The sequence below is a fragment of the Thauera propionica genome (assembly GCF_002245655.1).
GTDB classification, from domain to species: domain Bacteria; phylum Pseudomonadota; class Gammaproteobacteria; order Burkholderiales; family Rhodocyclaceae; genus Thauera; species Thauera propionica.
In genome coordinates this window covers 50887-66338 of sequence record NZ_NOIH01000006.1, presented here as the reverse complement: position 1 = coordinate 66338, position 15452 = coordinate 50887, and the positions used below count along the sequence as shown (strand labels likewise).

At 66.9% G+C, this 15452-nt stretch carries 15 protein-coding genes; 9 read left to right on the top strand and 6 right to left on the bottom strand.

Annotated features, from left to right (window positions below):
- Window positions 1-386: 386 nt before the first annotated feature.
- The 5 genes from dnaB to rpsF all read right to left on the bottom strand — a co-directional run bounded on the left by dnaB (window position 387) and on the right by rpsF (window position 3393).
- Window positions 387-1784: a replicative DNA helicase gene (gene dnaB, locus CGK74_RS05965; RefSeq protein WP_206186192.1), complete on the bottom strand. Its 1398-nt coding sequence runs from the start codon at window positions 1782-1784 to the stop codon at window positions 387-389.
- A 164-nt stretch (window positions 1785-1948) separates the two neighbouring features.
- Window positions 1949-2398: a 50S ribosomal protein L9 gene (rplI, locus tag CGK74_RS05960; protein ID WP_094267586.1), complete on the bottom strand. Its 450-nt coding sequence runs from the start codon at window positions 2396-2398 to the stop codon at window positions 1949-1951.
- A 15-nt stretch (window positions 2399-2413) separates the two neighbouring features.
- Complete coding sequence (gene rpsR / locus CGK74_RS05955; protein ID WP_094267585.1) at window positions 2414-2689, bottom strand: 30S ribosomal protein S18; 276 nt, start codon at window positions 2687-2689, stop codon at window positions 2414-2416.
- A 1-nt stretch (window position 2690) separates the two neighbouring features.
- Window positions 2691-3005: a primosomal replication protein N gene (gene priB / locus CGK74_RS05950; protein WP_094267584.1), complete on the bottom strand. Its 315-nt coding sequence runs from the start codon at window positions 3003-3005 to the stop codon at window positions 2691-2693.
- Between the two features lies 1 nt (window position 3006).
- A complete protein-coding gene (gene rpsF / locus CGK74_RS05945) occupies window positions 3007-3393 on the bottom strand; it encodes a 30S ribosomal protein S6 (protein WP_094267583.1) in 387 nt (128 codons plus the stop codon).
- A gap of 239 nt (window positions 3394-3632) precedes the next feature.
- Here rpsF and CGK74_RS05940 point away from each other — a divergent pair, with 239 nt between their 5' ends.
- Entirely contained in the window at window positions 3633-3965 is a 333-nt protein-coding gene (locus CGK74_RS05940; RefSeq protein WP_094267582.1) for a hypothetical protein, read from the top strand.
- Window positions 3966-3993: 28 nt separating this feature from the next.
- Here CGK74_RS05940 and hrpA read toward each other — a convergent pair whose 3' ends face one another.
- Complete coding sequence (gene hrpA / locus CGK74_RS05935) at window positions 3994-8205, bottom strand: ATP-dependent RNA helicase HrpA (RefSeq protein ID WP_094267581.1); 4212 nt, start codon at window positions 8203-8205, stop codon at window positions 3994-3996.
- A gap of 114 nt (window positions 8206-8319) precedes the next feature.
- On the opposite strand from hrpA, the gene CGK74_RS05930 reads away from it, so the two are divergent.
- From CGK74_RS05930 to CGK74_RS05895, 8 genes are all read left to right on the top strand, one after another.
- Complete coding sequence (locus CGK74_RS05930) at window positions 8320-8835, top strand: DUF2478 domain-containing protein (RefSeq protein WP_094267580.1); 516 nt, start codon at window positions 8320-8322, stop codon at window positions 8833-8835.
- Between the two features lie 3 nt (window positions 8836-8838).
- On the top strand, window positions 8839-9093 hold the full coding sequence (locus tag CGK74_RS05925) for a YkgJ family cysteine cluster protein (protein WP_094267579.1): 255 nt from the start codon (window positions 8839-8841) through the stop codon (window positions 9091-9093).
- 81 nt (window positions 9094-9174) lie between these two features.
- Window positions 9175-9999, top strand: a complete 825-nt coding sequence (locus CGK74_RS05920) for an undecaprenyl-diphosphate phosphatase (protein ID WP_094267578.1) — start codon at window positions 9175-9177, stop codon at window positions 9997-9999.
- Window positions 10000-10012: 13 nt separating this feature from the next.
- Entirely contained in the window at window positions 10013-10603 is a 591-nt protein-coding gene (locus CGK74_RS05915) for a YqiA/YcfP family alpha/beta fold hydrolase (RefSeq protein ID WP_094267577.1), read from the top strand.
- Window positions 10600-11496, top strand: coding sequence for a class I SAM-dependent methyltransferase (locus tag CGK74_RS05910; RefSeq protein WP_094267576.1), 897 nt, complete (start codon window positions 10600-10602; stop codon window positions 11494-11496). The genes CGK74_RS05915 and CGK74_RS05910 overlap by 4 nt, the downstream gene beginning before the upstream one ends.
- A 146-nt stretch (window positions 11497-11642) precedes the next feature.
- Complete coding sequence (gene rarD, locus CGK74_RS05905) at window positions 11643-12560, top strand: EamA family transporter RarD (RefSeq protein ID WP_276206043.1); 918 nt, start codon at window positions 11643-11645, stop codon at window positions 12558-12560.
- A gap of 64 nt (window positions 12561-12624) precedes the next feature.
- Entirely contained in the window at window positions 12625-14532 is a 1908-nt protein-coding gene (locus CGK74_RS05900; RefSeq protein ID WP_094267591.1) for a ribonuclease catalytic domain-containing protein, read from the top strand.
- Between the two features lie 9 nt (window positions 14533-14541).
- Window positions 14542-15450, top strand: a complete 909-nt coding sequence (locus tag CGK74_RS05895; RefSeq protein WP_094267574.1) for an energy transducer TonB — start codon at window positions 14542-14544, stop codon at window positions 15448-15450.
- Window positions 15451-15452: the final 2 nt, after the last annotated feature.

Below are 15452 nucleotides of genomic sequence, written 5' to 3'. Positions count from 1 at the left end.
AGTACTCAAAATACTGACTTTAATCAGCATGAGCACCTACTCATTGCGAAACCAAGCAGCCTAAGCTGCCGACCACAACAACCAAGCACCCACACTTATCGGTTGTTCAACTTTTGAAAGAACCGCTGCCACCCGGCAGCGAAGAAGCGAGATTATGAACAAAACCACCAACCTCGTCAAGCACCCGCCGAAACTTTTTTAACCGCAGCGCCCGAATCACCGAACACCCCAAAAGCCCCGACGAAGCCCCTCGCTTCGCCCCTCCAGCACCGCTACCGCCTCCGAAGAAGCTGCGTCAGCGCTGAAAGAGGTGCGCATTATAGACACCCAAACAACACCGTCAACTCAAAAACACAATAAAGAAATCTATGCGTGCATGCACTCCATCAGAAGCCGGGGGCTGCCGCGTAGTTCTCGAAGCGGGTGTTCTCACCAATGAAGGTCAGGCGCACAGTCCCCGTCGGACCATTACGGTGCTTGCCGATGATCAGCTCCGCCGTCCCCTTGTCCGGGGAGTCGGGGTTATAGACCTCATCGCGATAGATGAACATGATGATGTCTGCGTCCTGCTCGATGGCACCCGATTCACGCAGGTCGGACATCACTGGACGCTTGTTGGGGCGCTGCTCCAGGCTTCGGTTGAGCTGAGACAGCGCGATGATCGGCACATGCAACTCCTTTGCGAGCGACTTCACCGAGCGCGAGATCTCCGACAGTTCGGAAGCGCGGTTGTCACCCTCGCGGGTACCGCTCATAAGTTGCAGGTAGTCGATGACGACAAGACCGAGACGACCGCATTGGCGCGCAAGTCGGCGAACCCGTGCGCGCAGGTCGATCGGATTGAGGCCCGGCGTTTCGTCGATGTAGAGCGGAGCATCGTAGAGCTTCCCCATCGCCATCGTCAGCCGCTGCCAATCGTCATCGGTGAGACGACCACTACGGATCTTCTGCATGTCGATGCGCCCGACGGACGAAATGAAACGCGTCGCCAACTGGGTGCCCGGCATTTCCATTGAGAAGATGGCCACCGGCAGGCGTTGCTCGATGGCGATGTGCTCGGCGAGGTTGAGCGCGAAGGTGGTCTTGCCCATTGCGGGACGGCCGGCGACGATGATCATGTCCGACGGCTGCAGACCCGAGGTCTTGTCGTCAAGATCGACGAGACCAGTCGGAACCCCCGTGACCTCGGACGGATTGTCGCGGTCGTAGAGCTCCTGGACCCGATCGACGACCTGCTTGAGGATCGGCTGTATGGACACGAAACCACTGGCGTGACGCGCACCCGCCTCCGCAATCTCGAACACCTTGGCCTCGGCCTCGTCGAGGAGGGCCTTGGCATCCTTGCCGGACGGGCTCAAGGCACTGGCGGCAATCTCATCACCGACGGCGACCAGCTTGCGCAAAATCGCGCGCTCGCGAACGATCTCGGCATAGCGCCGGATATTCGCCGCCGACGGGGTGTTGTTGGCGATCTCGGCAAGATAGGCCAGACCACCCGCCTGCTCCGCCTCGCCATTCTTTTCCAGCGACTCGAATACCGTCACGACGTCTGCCGGCCGCCCCTGGTCAATGAGCTTGGTGATGTGGCGGTAGATGCGGCGGTGATCGTCCCGATAGAAATCGGCCTCGTTGGCGAGGTCTGCGACGCGCTCCCATGCCTGGTTGTCGAGCAGGATGCCGCCGATCAGGGACTGCTCGGCCTCAAGCGAGTGAGGCGGGAGCTTGATCTGCGCGATCTGCGGATCGGACGCGTAGTCGGAAAAACGGGAAGACGAAGAACTCATCACGAACACCCTTTGAAACCAGTGCATCGCATTCTAGCGACGCACGCCATGCCCGGACGTGCGGCAATACGTAACGGAAGATCCGCACCCCGGCAGCGCCACCATGAAGCAAAAAGGGCTGCACCAGGCAGCCCTTTTCATCAGCGCGCAGGAAGCGTGCGGAATTACTGCTCGCCGACCACCGAAACGGTGATGGTGGCGATCACGTCTGCGTGCAGGCCAACCTCGAGCTGCACGTCGCCAACCTGCTTCAGCGGACCTTCCGGCATGCGGATGGCGGCGCGGTCGATCGCGAAGCCCTGGGCAGCCAGTGCTTCGGCGATATCGGCGTTGCCGACGGAGCCGAACAGACGACCATCCATGCCAGCCTTGCGGGCGACCTGAACCGTCACGCCTTCCAGCTTGGCGGCAGCGTCCTGCGCAGCGGCCAGCCTTTCGGCCTGGACGCGCTCGAGCTCGGCGCGGCGAGCTTCGAACTCAGCCAGGTTAGCCTGCGTTGCACGCTTGGCCTTGCCTTGCGGAATCAGGAAGTTACGGGCGTAGCCGTCCTTGACCTTGACCACGTCACCGAGGCCACCGAGGTTCACGACCTTTTCGAGAAGAATGATTTGCATGAGTTCGATCCCCTCTTACTGGTGCAGGTCGGTGTAAGGCATCAGAGCCAGGAAACGGGCGCGCTTGACGGCGACCGACAGCTGACGCTGGTAACCGGCCTTGGTACCGGTAATGCGCGCCGGCATGATCTTGGCGTTCTCGGTAATGAAGTCCTTCAGGATTTCGACATCCTTGTAGTCGACTTCTTCGATCTTCTCAGCGGTGAAGCGGCAGAACTTGCGACGCTTGAACAGACCACGACCGCCGCGATCATCTTTCTTCTTGAACTTGGACTTGGGCTTGAAAGCCATTTCAGTTTCCTTCGAGAAATTCGATTGTATTCAGGTGCAGCACCGGGCTCCGACTCCGCAGGCTTCTCGCCGCGAGGAATCCGCTGAGCCGCACCGCCGCCCCGGGCCTTGCTGCCGCTAGCACACCGGCGAGATCACCGACGGCTACCGCCTGCACTTCCACCGAAACATCACGGGTCAACCCCGCTTCGATCTGTTTCGATTCGTGTGCCAGCACGCAGCTTGCGATCGGCACTCCGGCAGGCGTTCGACGCAGCGGCAGCAACTCGGCCACACGCGCATCGAGGCGCAGTTCGTTCAGCCCCGGGTCAGGCAACTCAGGCTGCAGCCGCTTCGCTGTCGGCCGGCTTGGCTTCGTCGGACGCGGTGTTCAGCGAGCGCGACTTCTCTTCCTTCATCATCGGCGAAGGCGTGGTGACGGCCTTCTTCATCTTGATGGTGAGGTGGCGCAGCACGGCATCGTTGAACTTGAAGGCGTGCTCGAGTTCGGCCAGCGTCTCGCCGTCGCACTCGATGTTCATCAGCACGTAGTGGGCCTTGTGCACCTTCTGGATCGGGTAGGCCATCTGGCGGCGGCCCCAGTCTTCCAGGCGGTGGATCTGGCCGTTGCGGCCGGTCACGAGCGTCTTGTAGCGCTCAACCATCGCCGGCACCTGTTCCGACTGGTCCGGGTGGACGATGAAGACGATTTCATAATGTCGCATGCAAACTCCTTGCGGTTGGTTGGTGCAGCCCCCCGGCATGCGGTCCGGTGGAGCAAGGGAAGCCCGGCAGTCTATCAAGAACTGCTGAAAAATCAAAGTCCGGCGCTTTGTTTCCGCTGCGGCGCGGCGGCGTTACAAAAGCCTGCTTACACTCTGCCGCAGCGCGCAGATGACCGCCTCGCCTAGTATCCGGCGCATCGGGGCCCTGCCCTGCGATGACAACACGAACGAGGCAGACCATGAACACCACCCTGACCCGCAAGCTCGCCGCCACCCTCCTCTGCGGCGGCATCCTTTCGGCTTTCGCGCCGGCCGCACTGGCTGACCGCGATGATCGCGGCCCGTACTGGGGCCACCAGAAGCACGCTCACAAGCACCACCACCGCCGCCACTGGGACGAACGCACCGTCTATCGCGAGAAGGTCATCATCCGCGAGCGTCCGCGCTATTACCGCGAACCGATCGTCCACCACCACTACTACGAGCCGGCCTACCGCTCATACAGCTACAGCCGCGCGCCGGCAGTGGTGATCGGAGTGGACATCCCGCCACTGGTGATCCCGCTGCGCTGACGGCCAGCACCGGGACCGCCTCCACGCATCAGCGCGGGCGGCTGTCCCAGATCTTCTGCAGGCGCTTGACCGACACCGGCATCGGTGTCTTCAGTTCCTGCGCGTAAAGGCCGACGCGCAACTCCTCGAGCAGCCAGCGGAATTCCTCCAGTGCCGGGTCCTCGACACCAGCACGCCGACGGGCGATGCGTTCGCGTTCCCAGGCTTGCGCGAGCTGCTTCCATTCCGCCATGGCCTGCGCATCGCGCGCCGGATTGTTGCGAAGTTTGTCCAGTCGCACCGAATCGGCCTTGAGGTAGCGCGGGAAGTGCGCCAGCCTCTCCCACGCGAAGGCGACGAGGAAATCCTTGGGCAGCATCGCGGCGAGTTGCGCCTGGATGTCGGCGACGACCTCCGGGAAGGTCTTCAGTCCGGCCAGGCGCTTCTGCAGCGCCGCATGCTCGGCAAGGAGCTGCCCGGTGAGACGCATGAATTCCTGCGCAACCAGACTCACCCGCGTCTTGGCCTCGGCGCAGCGCTTGGCAAACGCGTCCGAAGTGGTCGGCAGCGGCTCGAGCAGGCAGCAGCGATTCAACGTCGCCTCGACCAGACGAGCCTTCAGCTCGGCCTCGGTACCGAAGCTCATGTATTGCAGCGCAAGTTCGCGCAGACCAGGCAGGCGCTCGACCGCGCGCACCTGATCCTTCAGGTTGAGCGCGAACAGGCGGGCGAGACCGCGCTTGTGCACGCTCGCGGCCTCTTCCGGCGTGTCGTAAGGTCGCAGTGAAACGCTCTCACCGTCATCGTGCAGGGCAGGAAAACCGATCACCTCGCGACCAGCGACACGGACTTCGAGCAGTTCGGGCAGGGCACCGAACGTCCATGCCGTGAAGCCGGACAACACCTGCGCTGGCATTGCCGCCGCCGTGGCCGGTTCGACCACCTCACCGCCCCGCTGCCTCGCTGCCTTGCCCGGGGGGGCACGACGCTCGATCTCGGCGCCCCCGCGCACAGCAGCGTCGCCGGACACACGGCCTCCGCCATCACCACCCGCGCCCACCGCCCCAACGCCCGCTGCCGACAGCGCGCCCGCAAGCGCACCGCCGATCTTCGCCGCCGAGAAACGCGCCGCCACCTGCTCACGGAAACGCGCGCGCAACTCCATCAGGTTGCGCGACTGCCCCATCACCCGGCCGTGCTCGTCGATGACGCGGAAGTTCATGAAGCAGTGCGGCTTGAGGTTCTCCGCGCGGAAGCTCTCGAGCGGCAGCTTCAGCTGCACGCGCTCCTCCACGAAGCGCTGCAGCATCTTCAATAACGGCTCGTCGGTATCGAACTCGCCGGCCTCGAAGGCCGCCATGAACGCCGCCGCGCTCTCCGCCACCGGCTGCAGGCGGTGGCGGTGCTTCTGCGGCACGGTCTTCATCAGCGCCGCGACCTTCTCTTCCAGCAGCCCCGGCACCAGCCACTCGCAGCGGTTGGAGGGAATCTGGTTCAGCATGGCCAGCGGCACGGCGAGCGTGACGCCGTCGTCGGCCTCGCCGGGCTGATGCAGATAGGTGAGTTTGAGCTTCTGCCCCAGCACCTCCAGCGCCGGCGGGAAGCGGTCGGTGGTGACGCCTTCCGCCTCGTGGCGCATCAACTGTTCGCGCGACAGGTGCAGCAGCTTGGGCTCGGCCTTCTCCGCCTTCTTCCGCCACGCCTCCAGGCCGGCGAGATCGCACACATCCTCGGGGATCTTGCTGTCGTAGAAGGCCTCGATCAGCGCCTCGTCCACCAGCACGTCGGGACGGCGCGACTTGTGCTCGAGGCGCTCGATTTCCGCCACCAGGCGCTGGTTGTGGGCGAGGAAGGCCATGGCACGCGCCGGCCCCTCCGCAATATCGCCCTGCACCAGACCCTCGCAGATAAGGAGCTCGCGGCACAACGCGGGGTCGATGTCACGATAAGCCACGCCGCGGCGCGGGTAGATCACCAGCCCGTACAGCGTCCCGCGCTCCCAGGCGCGCACCGCGCCGGAGGCCTTCGACCAGTGCGGCTCGAAGACCTGGCGCTTGATCAGGTGGCCGCCGACCTCCTCCACCCATTCGGGCTCGATGCGCGCGATGCAGCGGCCGAAGAGGCGCGAGGTCTCGACCTGCTCGGCGGCCATGATCCACTTGCCGGCCTTCTTCGCCAGCGACGAGCCGGGATGCGGCCAGAACTTGATGCCCCTCGCGCCGAGGTAGGACCCGGCCTGCGGCCCGGAGGCATCTTCCACCTTGCAGCCGATGTTGCCGAGCAGGCCGGCGAGCAGCGCCTTGTGGATCGCCTCATAGTTGGCCGGCAGGGTGCTCTCCTTCCAGCCGTGCTCGGCGCACAGCGTATGCAGCTGGCTGAACACGTCGCGCCACTCGCGCATGCGCATGTAGTTGAGGAAGTGTTTCTTGCACCAGGCCTTCTGCTTGCTGGACGACTCATGGCGCTGCACCTCGTCCCAGGCCTTCCACAGGTGCCAGTACCACAGGAACTCGGACTTCTGGTCCTGCTCGCCACCGCGGAACTTCGCATGCGCCTGATCGGCGGCACCGGGGCTGTCCTGCGGCCGCTCGCGCGGGTCCTGCACCGACAGCGCGGCGGCGATCACCAGCAGCTCGGCGATCGCACCGCGGTCACGCGCCGCGAGGATCATGCGGCCGATGCGCGGGTCGAGCGGCAGCTTCGCCAGCTCGCTGCCGATCGGGGTGAGCTGGCGCGCCTCGTCGTCGGTGACGGCGCCAAGCTCGGCGAGCAGCGCATAGCCGTCGCCGATCAGGCGCGAGCCGGGCGCGTCGATGAAGGGGAAGTCCTCCACCGCGCCCAGCTTCAGGGCCTTCATGCGCAGGATCACGCCAGCGAGCGAGGAACGCAGGATCTCCGGGTCGGTGTGCGGCGGGCGGCGGTCGAAGTCGTCCTCGTCGTAGAGGCGGAAGCAGATGCCGTCCATGACCCGGCCGCAACGACCGGCGCGCTGCTTGGCGGCGGACTGGGCGATCTTCTCGACCTGCAGCTGCTCGACCTTGTTGCGCGGCGAGTAACGCTTGATGCGCGCCAGGCCGGTATCGACCACGTAGCGGATGCCCGGCACGGTCAGCGAGGTCTCGGCGACGTTGGTCGACAGCACCACCCTGCGGCCGCTGGAGGGCGAGAACACGCGTGCCTGCTCCTGCGCCGACTGGCGCGCGAACAGGGGCAGGATCTCGGTGCCGGGGAGGTGGTGGGCCTTGCGCAGCGCCTCGGCGGCCTCGCGGATCTCGCGCTCGCCGGGCAGGAAGACCAGCACGTCGCCCGGGCCGCAGCGCTGCGCCTCGTCGACCGCCTCGACCAGGGCTTCCAGCAGGTCGCGGCCCTTGTCCTTTGACTTGTCGCCCTTCGCCGCAGCCATGCGCGGGGCGGCTGCCGGCTCGATGTCCTCGCCCTCCACCGGCCGGTAGCGAATCTCGATCGGATACAGGCGGCCGGAAACCTCGATCACCGGCGCGGGCTTGCCCGCGGTGTCGGCGAAGTGTTTGGCGAAGCGCTCGGCGTCCAGCGTCGCCGAAGTCACAACGACCTTCAGGTCGGGCCGGCGCGGCAGCAGCGTCTTCAGGTAGCCGAGCAGAAAGTCGATGTTGAGGCTGCGCTCGTGCGCCTCGTCGATGATCAGGGTGTCGTAGGCGGCCAGCAGCGGATCGGTCTGGGTTTCGGCGAGCAGGATGCCGTCGGTCATCAGCTTGACGTGGCTGCGCTCGCCGGTCTTGTCGGTGAAGCGGATCTTGTAGCCGACCACCTCGCCGAGCGGACTCTTGAGCTCCTGCGCGATGCGGGTCGCGGTGGCGCGTGCGGCCAGCCGGCGCGGCTGGGTATGGCCGATGAGGCCGGCGACGCCGCGCCCCAGCGTCATCGCGATCTTGGGCAACTGGGTGGTCTTGCCCGAGCCGGTCTCGCCGCAGACGATGATGACCTGGTGGGCGGCGAGCGCGGCGGCAATTTCGTCGCGGCGGGCCGACACTGGCAGCTCGGGCGGGAATTCCGGCACCGGCAACGCCGCGCGGCGGGCAAGGAGTGCAGTGCGCGAGCGTTCAAGCAGGGTGTCGAAATCGGCCTGCAGACGCGTGCGCTGTGCCGCCGCACGCTCGTCGCCCTTCGCTGGGCGTGCCAGGCCCCGCGCCATCCGGCGCAGGCGTGGCCGGTCGGCGCTCAGGCAGTCGTCGAAGTTCGGCGTGTCGGACGGGCGGCGCGCGCCCCGGTTTTCAGCCCTCATGGATCCGCGATCGGGTTCGTCAGGGCGCGCATTATCCTCCTCATCGTCCCCTTGTAGGCGTCGCAGTGCGACAATGGCGGCTGTTCTCGTACGCCCCGCAAGCCGAGCCCGACCATGCCCGCCCACGCCATCGCCGCCGTCGTCTACAAGCCCACCGACAACATCGAGGCCCTGCTCGCGCAGGCAGCGCGCGAACTGGCCGCACGCGGAGTGAAGCTGGGCGGCGTGCTGCAGCACGACATCGCCGGTGTCATCGACGACCCCTGCGCGATGGAGCTGGAAAACCTCGAGACCGGCGAGAGCATTCCGCTGTCGCAGGAACTCGGCCGCGGCTCGGTGGCCTGCCGCGTCGACCCGGACGCGTTGGCGCGCGGTTCGGTCGCGGTGCGCGGCGCGATCGAGCGCGGTGTCGATCTGGTCATCATCAACAAGTTCGGCGCCCAGGAAGTCTCGGGCGCGGGCCTGCGCGACGAGATGGCCGAGACTGTGCTCGCCGGCGTACCGCTGCTGACGGCGGTGGGCGAGCGCTTCCTTGACGACTGGAAGGCATTCACCGGTGGCGAGGGCGTCCTGCTGCCGCCCCGGCTCGAGCCGATCCTGGCGTGGTGGGACCAGCGGAAGGCCCCCTGATCGATGAACTGTCGCCCGGGCTGCGCCGCGTGCTGCATCGCGCCCTCCATTTCCTCGCCGATTCCCGGCATGGAGAGCGGCAAGCCCGCCGGCGTGCGCTGCATCCAGCTCGATGAAGCGGACCGCTGCCGCCTGTTCGGTGACCCGCGCCGCCCTGCCGTGTGCGGCAGCCTGGCGCCTTCGGTCGAGATGTGCGGCGCCGATCGCAGCCATGCCATGCACTTCCTGACACAGCTGGAGATCATGACAGCGGCCTGAATCACGCACGTCGCGCGCCGCGGTGCAACATCCGGCCGGCTATAATCTCGCGCTTCCCCCGCTCCAGACTCCCACAGCCGCATGGACCTCTCTCTCCTCCTCGTCGCCCTCGTCCTCGGCATCATCGAAGGCCTCACCGAATTCCTGCCGGTGTCCTCCACCGGCCACCTCATCATCTTCGGCGACCTGCTTGGCTACAACGACGACACCAGCAAGGTATTCAAGATCGTCATCCAGCTCGCCGCCATCCTTGCCGTGTGCTGGGACTACCGCGAACGCCTGATCAAGGTCGCCGTGGGCCTCCCGACGGAGCGCAGCGCACAGCGCTTCGTGTGGATGCTGTTCATCGGCTTCCTGCCTGCAGCCATCCTCGGGCTGATATTCCACTCCACGATCAAGGGCCTGCTGTTCAACCCGATCACGGTGGCGACCGCGCTGGTGGTGGGCGGCCTGATCATCCTGTACGTGGAAAAGCGCGCCTACCATCCGCGCATCAACGACGTCGACGAGATGCGCTGGACCGACGCGCTCAAGGTCGGCTTCGCCCAGGCGCTGGCGATGATCCCGGGCACCTCGCGCTCGGGTGCGACCATCATGGGCGGGCTGATCTTCGGCCTGTCACGCAAGACGGCAGCGGAGTTTTCCTTCTTCCTGGCGATCCCGACCATGTTCGCCGCCACCGCCTACGACCTGTACAAGAACTGGGCGCTGCTGCGGATCGAAGACCTGCCGGTGTTCGCGGTCGGCTTCGTCGCCTCCTTCGTCGCCGCGATGTGGGCGGTGAAGAGCTTCATCAAGTTCATCTCCAACCACACCTTCATGGTCTTCGCCTGGTACCGCATCGCCTTCGGCCTCTTCGTGCTGGCGACCTGGTACTTCGGCTGGGTGGAATGGTCGGAAGTCTGACGGAACACCGCCGATGATCATCTACCTCCATGGCTTCCGCTCCGCCCCGGCCTCGATCAAGGCCGAGGCCCTCAGGGCGCGCATGATCGACCGCGGCCTGGCCGACCGCTTCTGGTGCGAACAGCTGCCGGTTTCGCCGCGTGCCGCGATCGAACTGGCCGAAACCGAGATCGCGCGCGCACGCGCCGCAGGCCTCGCGCCCACCGTGGTCGGCAGCTCGCTCGGCGGCTACTACGCCACCTGGCTCGCCGAGCGCCACGACCTGCGCGCGGTGCTGGTGAACCCCGCGGTCGTCGCGCCCCTGTCGCTGGAAGCCTACATCGGCACGCAGACCAACCTCTACACTGGCGAGACCTTCGAATTCACCCGCGACCACATCGACGAACTGCGCGCGCTCGAAGTGCCCGCGATCACGCAGCCCGAGCACTACTGGCTGCTCGCTGAAACGGGCGACGAGGTCCTCGACTACCGCCACGCGGTGCAGAAGTACGCCGGCGCGCGCCAGACCGTGCTCGAAGGCGGCGACCACGGCTTCTCGCGCTGGAACGACTATCTCGACGCCGTCATTGCCTTTGCAGGGCTGGACGCAGGAGGAACGCGATGAGCAAGCCAAAGTCTGCAGACAGCTCGACAGCCGGCACGACAGCCTCGCCCGGCTTCGACGCCCGCCGCTTCAAGGCGATGGAACGCGCCGGCTTCAACCGCATCGCCGCACGCTATGCCGAAGGCGCACACCTGCGCGCCGATCTCGCCGCCGCCCTGCTCGACGCCGCCGCGCTCGAACCCGGCCAGCGCGTGCTCGACCTCGCCAGCGGCCCTGGCCTGCTCGCGCGCGAGGCGGCACTGCGCGTCGCCCCCGGCGGCAGCGTGCTTGCGACCGACATCGCCGAAGGCATGCTGGCCGAAGGCGCGCGCCGCTGCGGCGCCAAGGCCGACGCACCCTGCTTCGCCGCCGCCGACGCCGAACAGCTGTGCATCGCCGACGCGAGCATGGACCGCGTGCTCGCCGGGCTCGCGCTGTTCATCTTTCCGCATCCCGAGCAGGCACTGGCCGAGATGCGTCGCGTGCTGGCACCCGGTGGGCGGGTCGTGCTGTCGGTGTGGGGGCCGCGTCAGACCGTCCCCTTGATCCATCGCGCGCAGGACTGCATCGCCCGGCTGCTGCCGCCGCCGAAGGTGGCCCGTCCCTCGGTGTTCCGCTACGGCGAGCTCGAAACGCTGCACGCGACGCTGGCGGCCGCAGGCTTCGACGACATCGACATCCGGCCCTGCGAATTCAGCTGCCACTTCGCCAGCGCCGATGCCTACTGGCAAGCCTTCCTCGATCTCGCCGGCGGCGCGGCCGAAGCACTGGGACGTCTGCCGGAAGAAACGCAGCGTGCGCTGCAGGCCGCGGTCACGGAAGACCTCGCGGCGCATTGCTGTGACGACGGCCGGGGCGGCTACCTGCTGCCCGCGCGCACCCTGATCGCCAGCGCCCGCCATCCGGGCAACTGAGGCCTGGTGCCGCTCCACGCCGTGTCTGCATCCCCCGACTCGCGGCGTGCCCAATCCACGAATACCCTGACCGCCTTCTTTCCGTGTCCGCCCCCTCCTCCCCAACGCCCTCCGGCACCGATACGCAACAAGCGCGCAACGGCACGCTGGCTGCACTGGCCGCGTTCTGCATCTGGGGCATGGCACCGCTGTACTTCCGCGCCATCGGCAGCGTGCCGCCGTTCGAGATCGTCGCCCACCGGGTACTGTGGTCGGCCCTGTTCCTCGCCGCCCTGATCGCACTGCTGCCCTTCACCGGCGGCTTCGCCCGCGTGCGCAGCGTACTCGTGCAGCCGAAGCTGCTCGGCCTGCTCGCCATCACCGCCCTGCTCACCAGCAGCAACTGGCTGGTGTTCATCTGGGCGGTCGACGCAGAACGGCTGCTGGAGGCGAGCCTCGGCTACTTCATCAACCCGCTCGTCAGCGTCGCGCTCGGGGCGATCTTCCTCGGCGAACGCCTGCGACCACTGCAAGCCGCCGCGGTGGCGATCGCCTTTGCCGGCGTCGGCTGGCGCGTCTGGCAGCTCGGCAACCTGCCCTGGATCGCGCTCTTCCTCGCCGGCACCTTCGGTCTGTATGGTCTGCTGCGCAAGCGCGCCCCGATCGAGGCCGCGAGCGGGCTCTTCATCGAGACGCTGCTCGTCGCACCGCTGGCAATCGGCTGGCTGGCATGGCTCGCCTACCGCGGCGACCTCGGCTTCGGCGGCGGCGCCCACACCGACTGGCTGCTGCCGCTGTCGGGCATCATCACCGCCGTACCGCTGATGCTGTTCGCCATCGGCGCGCGGCGGCTGCCGCTGGCCACCGTGGGCTTCCTGCAGTACCTCGCGCCCAGCCTCAACTTCATCATCGCGATCTGGCTCTTCCGCGAGCCCTTCGATGCCGCTCAGTTCATCGGCTTCCTGCTGATCTGGGCCGCACTGGCGATCTACTCCGCCGACATGCTGCGCGCCTCCCGGAGTCGCGGCACGGCCAGCGCGGGAAAGCCCCCCGCTGAAACCCCGGTTCGATCCGACGGTCGATAGCGCTTTAGGGCAAGGCGTCCGAATCCAGTAAACTACGCGACTTGCTTTCTCCAGGCGGATGCCGATGTTCGTGCTGTATGAAGAGGACGGGGCCTTCAAGGCCGGTACGGTCCTCACCGATAACGAAGCCACGCTGCAGGTCGAGAACACCCACGGCAAGCGGGTGAAGCTCAAGCGCGCCAATGTGCTGCTCGAGTTCCGCGAGCCTGGCCCCGCCGAGCTGCTGAGCCGTGCAGAGGCCGCTGCGGAGGAGCTGGACACCGAGTTCCTGTGGGATGTCTGTGGCGATGGCGAGTTCGGCTTCGTCGAGTTCGCCGCCGAGTATCAGGGTCGCACGCCGACCGCGGTCGAATCCGCAGCCATCCTGCTGCGCCTGCATTCGGCGCCAATCTGGTTCCACCGCAAGGGCAAAGGGCGTTTCCGCAAGGCGCCGGCCGACATCCTGCAGGCCGCGCTGGCCGGCCTGGAGAAGAAGCGCCAGCAGGCCGCCGCCATCGAGCACATGCGCACCGAACTGGTCGAAGGCCGGCTGCCGCCCGAACTCGCCGCCCTGCTGCCGCAGGCGCTGTATCGCCCGGACCGCAACCGCCTCGAGATCAAGGCGCTGGAAGCCGCCTGCGTCGACACCGGACTGTCCGCTGCCCGCCTGCTGCTGAAATGTGGCGCACTCGGCTCGAGCTACGACTTCCACTACAACCGCTTTCTGTTCGAGCACTTCCCCGAGGGCGCGGGCTTTGCCGCCTTCGCGCCGGCCGCGCTGCCCACCGCGCTGCCGCGCGCGGATGTCGCCGCCTTCTCCATCGACGACGCTTCGACCACCGAGATCGACGACGCCTTCTCGGTCACCCCGCGTGCCGAAGGCGGCTGGCGCATCGGCATCCACATCGCCGCGCCGGCGCTCGGCTTTGGCCGCGGCACCGACCTGGACGCCATCGCGCGCCGCCGGCTATCCACCGTGTACATGCCCGGCGGCAAGATCACGATGCTGCCCGACGAAGTCGTGCAGACTTTCACGCTTGCGGAAGGCCGCGACTGCCCGGCCGTGTCGCTGTACCTCGACGTCACGCCGGGTCTGGCGATCGTCGGCGAGGAAAGCCGGGTGGAAATGGTGCCGATCGTCGCCAACCTTCGCCATCACGACATCGAACCGGTGTTCAACGACGAAACCGTGCATGGCGACGGCCCCGACTTTGCCTGGAAACGCGAACTGACGCTGCTGTGGGACCTCGCTACGGTGCTCGAAGCCGGACGCGGTAAAGCTGGCGGCAACGAGGATCGCATCGACTTCAGTTTCAGTGTGGACTGGACGCAGGAGACCGCCGATGGTCCGGGCCACGTCAGCATCGGCCGCCGTCTGCGCGGCTCGCCGATGGACAAGCTCGTCGCCGAACTGATGATCCACGCCAACGTCACCTGGGGCCGCCTGCTCGACGAGGCCGGCGTGCCCGGCCTGTACCGGGCGCAGGGCGGCGGCAAGGTGCGCATGACGACCGTGGCCGCGCCGCACGAGGGCCTGGGCGTGGAATGCTACGCGTGGTCGAGCTCGCCGCTGCGCCGCTACGTCGACCTGGTCAACCAGTGGCAGATCGTGTCGGTGCTGAAGGGCGAGGCCCCCACCTTCGCCCCACGCTCCGCCGACCTGATGGCCGCGCTGCGCGACTTCGAGCTCACCTACGCCGAGTACGCCGAATTCCAGCGCGGCATGGAGCGCTACTGGTGCCTGCGCTGGCTGCGCCAGCATGGCCGCGGCGAGGTCGATGCCGTGGTGCTGCGCGAGAACGTCGTGCGGCTGACGGAAATCCCGCTCGTATTCAAGGTGCCGTCGATGCCGCTGCAGCTGCCGGGCAGCGAGGTACGCCTGTGCGTCGAGCACACCGACCTGCTCGATGTGGACATCGAGGCCCGCTTCGTGCGCACGCTGTCCGAACCCGACCCTGCAAGCCTGACCGCCGACCCCTTCGGCCCGCTCTGACACGGCGCGATGAAAGCAAGCCAGCCCTCCTCCCCCAAGCCCCCGTCGCCCGCCATGCCGAGCCCCTGGGTGCGACGGCTCGGCGGTCCGCTGCTGGCGATTGCCTTCGTGATCTCACTGGGCGTCCATGCCGCGCTGCTGGGCCTGCAGTTCCGCATGCCTGAGACCAAACCGACCCGGGATCGCGGACTCGAGGTCGTGCTCGTCAATGCCCGCCATGCGAAGGCGCCGGAGCAGGCCGACGTGCTGGCACAGGCCAATGTCGACGGCGGCGGCACCTCGGAGCAGCAGGCACGGCCCAAGTCTCCGCTGCCGCCCCAGCCGGCCCAGCAGGAGGGCGACGCGCTGGTCGAAGCGAAGCGCCGTACGCAGGAGCCCGTACGCGAGCAGAAACAGGTGCTCACGCGCGACAAGGCGCCCGCCAAGGTCGCCGCGGCGCCGAAGCGGGTCGAGCAGCCTGCCCCGACGCCGCAGGTCAGCGGCCTGGACCTGCTCGACAGCGCCGCCGCAGTCGCGCGCCTCGAGGCCGAGATCGACCGAAATCTGGACGAACTGGCCAAGCGTCCGCGCAAGCAGTTCATCGGTGCCAAGGCCAAGGAGTACCGCTTCGCCCAGTACGTCGAGGACTGGCGCCTCAAGGTCGAGCGCGTCGGTACCCTGAACTACCCCGATGCCGCGCGCGGCCGCCTGTACGGCAGCCTGCTGCTGTCGGTCACGATCCGCGCCGACGGCAGCGTGGACAAGGTCGAGGTGCACCGCAGCTCGGGCCACAAGGTACTGGACGAGGCCGCCATCCGCATCGTCAAGCTGGCGGCGCCCTACGCCCCCTTCCCGCCCGACATCCGCAAGGACACGGACATCATCGAGATCACCCGTACCTGGTCCTTCACCAACACCGACCAGGTGCGCGCCAACTGAGG

What these genes read in the sequence shown, in the direction of transcription:
- rpsR (WP_094267585.1), bottom strand. Translation starts at nt 2,689, where the DNA reads ATGGCTTTCAAGCCCAAGTCCAAGTTCAAGAAGAAAGATGATCGCGGC.
- CGK74_RS05920 (WP_094267578.1), top strand. Translation starts at nt 9,175, where the DNA reads ATGGACCTCTCTCTCCTCCTCGTCGCCCTCGTCCTCGGCATCATCGAA.
- CGK74_RS05910 (WP_094267576.1), top strand. Translation starts at nt 10,600, where the DNA reads ATGAGCAAGCCAAAGTCTGCAGACAGCTCGACAGCCGGCACGACAGCC.
- rpsF (WP_094267583.1), bottom strand. Translation starts at nt 3,393, where the DNA reads ATGCGACATTATGAAATCGTCTTCATCGTCCACCCGGACCAGTCGGAA.
- CGK74_RS05900 (WP_094267591.1), top strand. Translation starts at nt 12,625, where the DNA reads ATGTTCGTGCTGTATGAAGAGGACGGGGCCTTCAAGGCCGGTACGGTC.
- rplI (WP_094267586.1), bottom strand. Translation starts at nt 2,398, where the DNA reads ATGCAAATCATTCTTCTCGAAAAGGTCGTGAACCTCGGTGGCCTCGGT.
- dnaB (WP_206186192.1), bottom strand. Translation starts at nt 1,784, where the DNA reads ATGAGTTCTTCGTCTTCCCGTTTTTCCGACTACGCGTCCGATCCGCAG.
- hrpA (WP_094267581.1), bottom strand. Translation starts at nt 8,205, where the DNA reads ATGAGGGCTGAAAACCGGGGCGCGCGCCGCCCGTCCGACACGCCGAAC.
- CGK74_RS05915 (WP_094267577.1), top strand. Translation starts at nt 10,013, where the DNA reads ATGATCATCTACCTCCATGGCTTCCGCTCCGCCCCGGCCTCGATCAAG.
- CGK74_RS05930 (WP_094267580.1), top strand. Translation starts at nt 8,320, where the DNA reads ATGCCCGCCCACGCCATCGCCGCCGTCGTCTACAAGCCCACCGACAAC.
- CGK74_RS05895 (WP_094267574.1), top strand. Translation starts at nt 14,542, where the DNA reads ATGAAAGCAAGCCAGCCCTCCTCCCCCAAGCCCCCGTCGCCCGCCATG.
- CGK74_RS05940 (WP_094267582.1), top strand. Translation starts at nt 3,633, where the DNA reads ATGAACACCACCCTGACCCGCAAGCTCGCCGCCACCCTCCTCTGCGGC.
- CGK74_RS05925 (WP_094267579.1), top strand. Translation starts at nt 8,839, where the DNA reads ATGAACTGTCGCCCGGGCTGCGCCGCGTGCTGCATCGCGCCCTCCATT.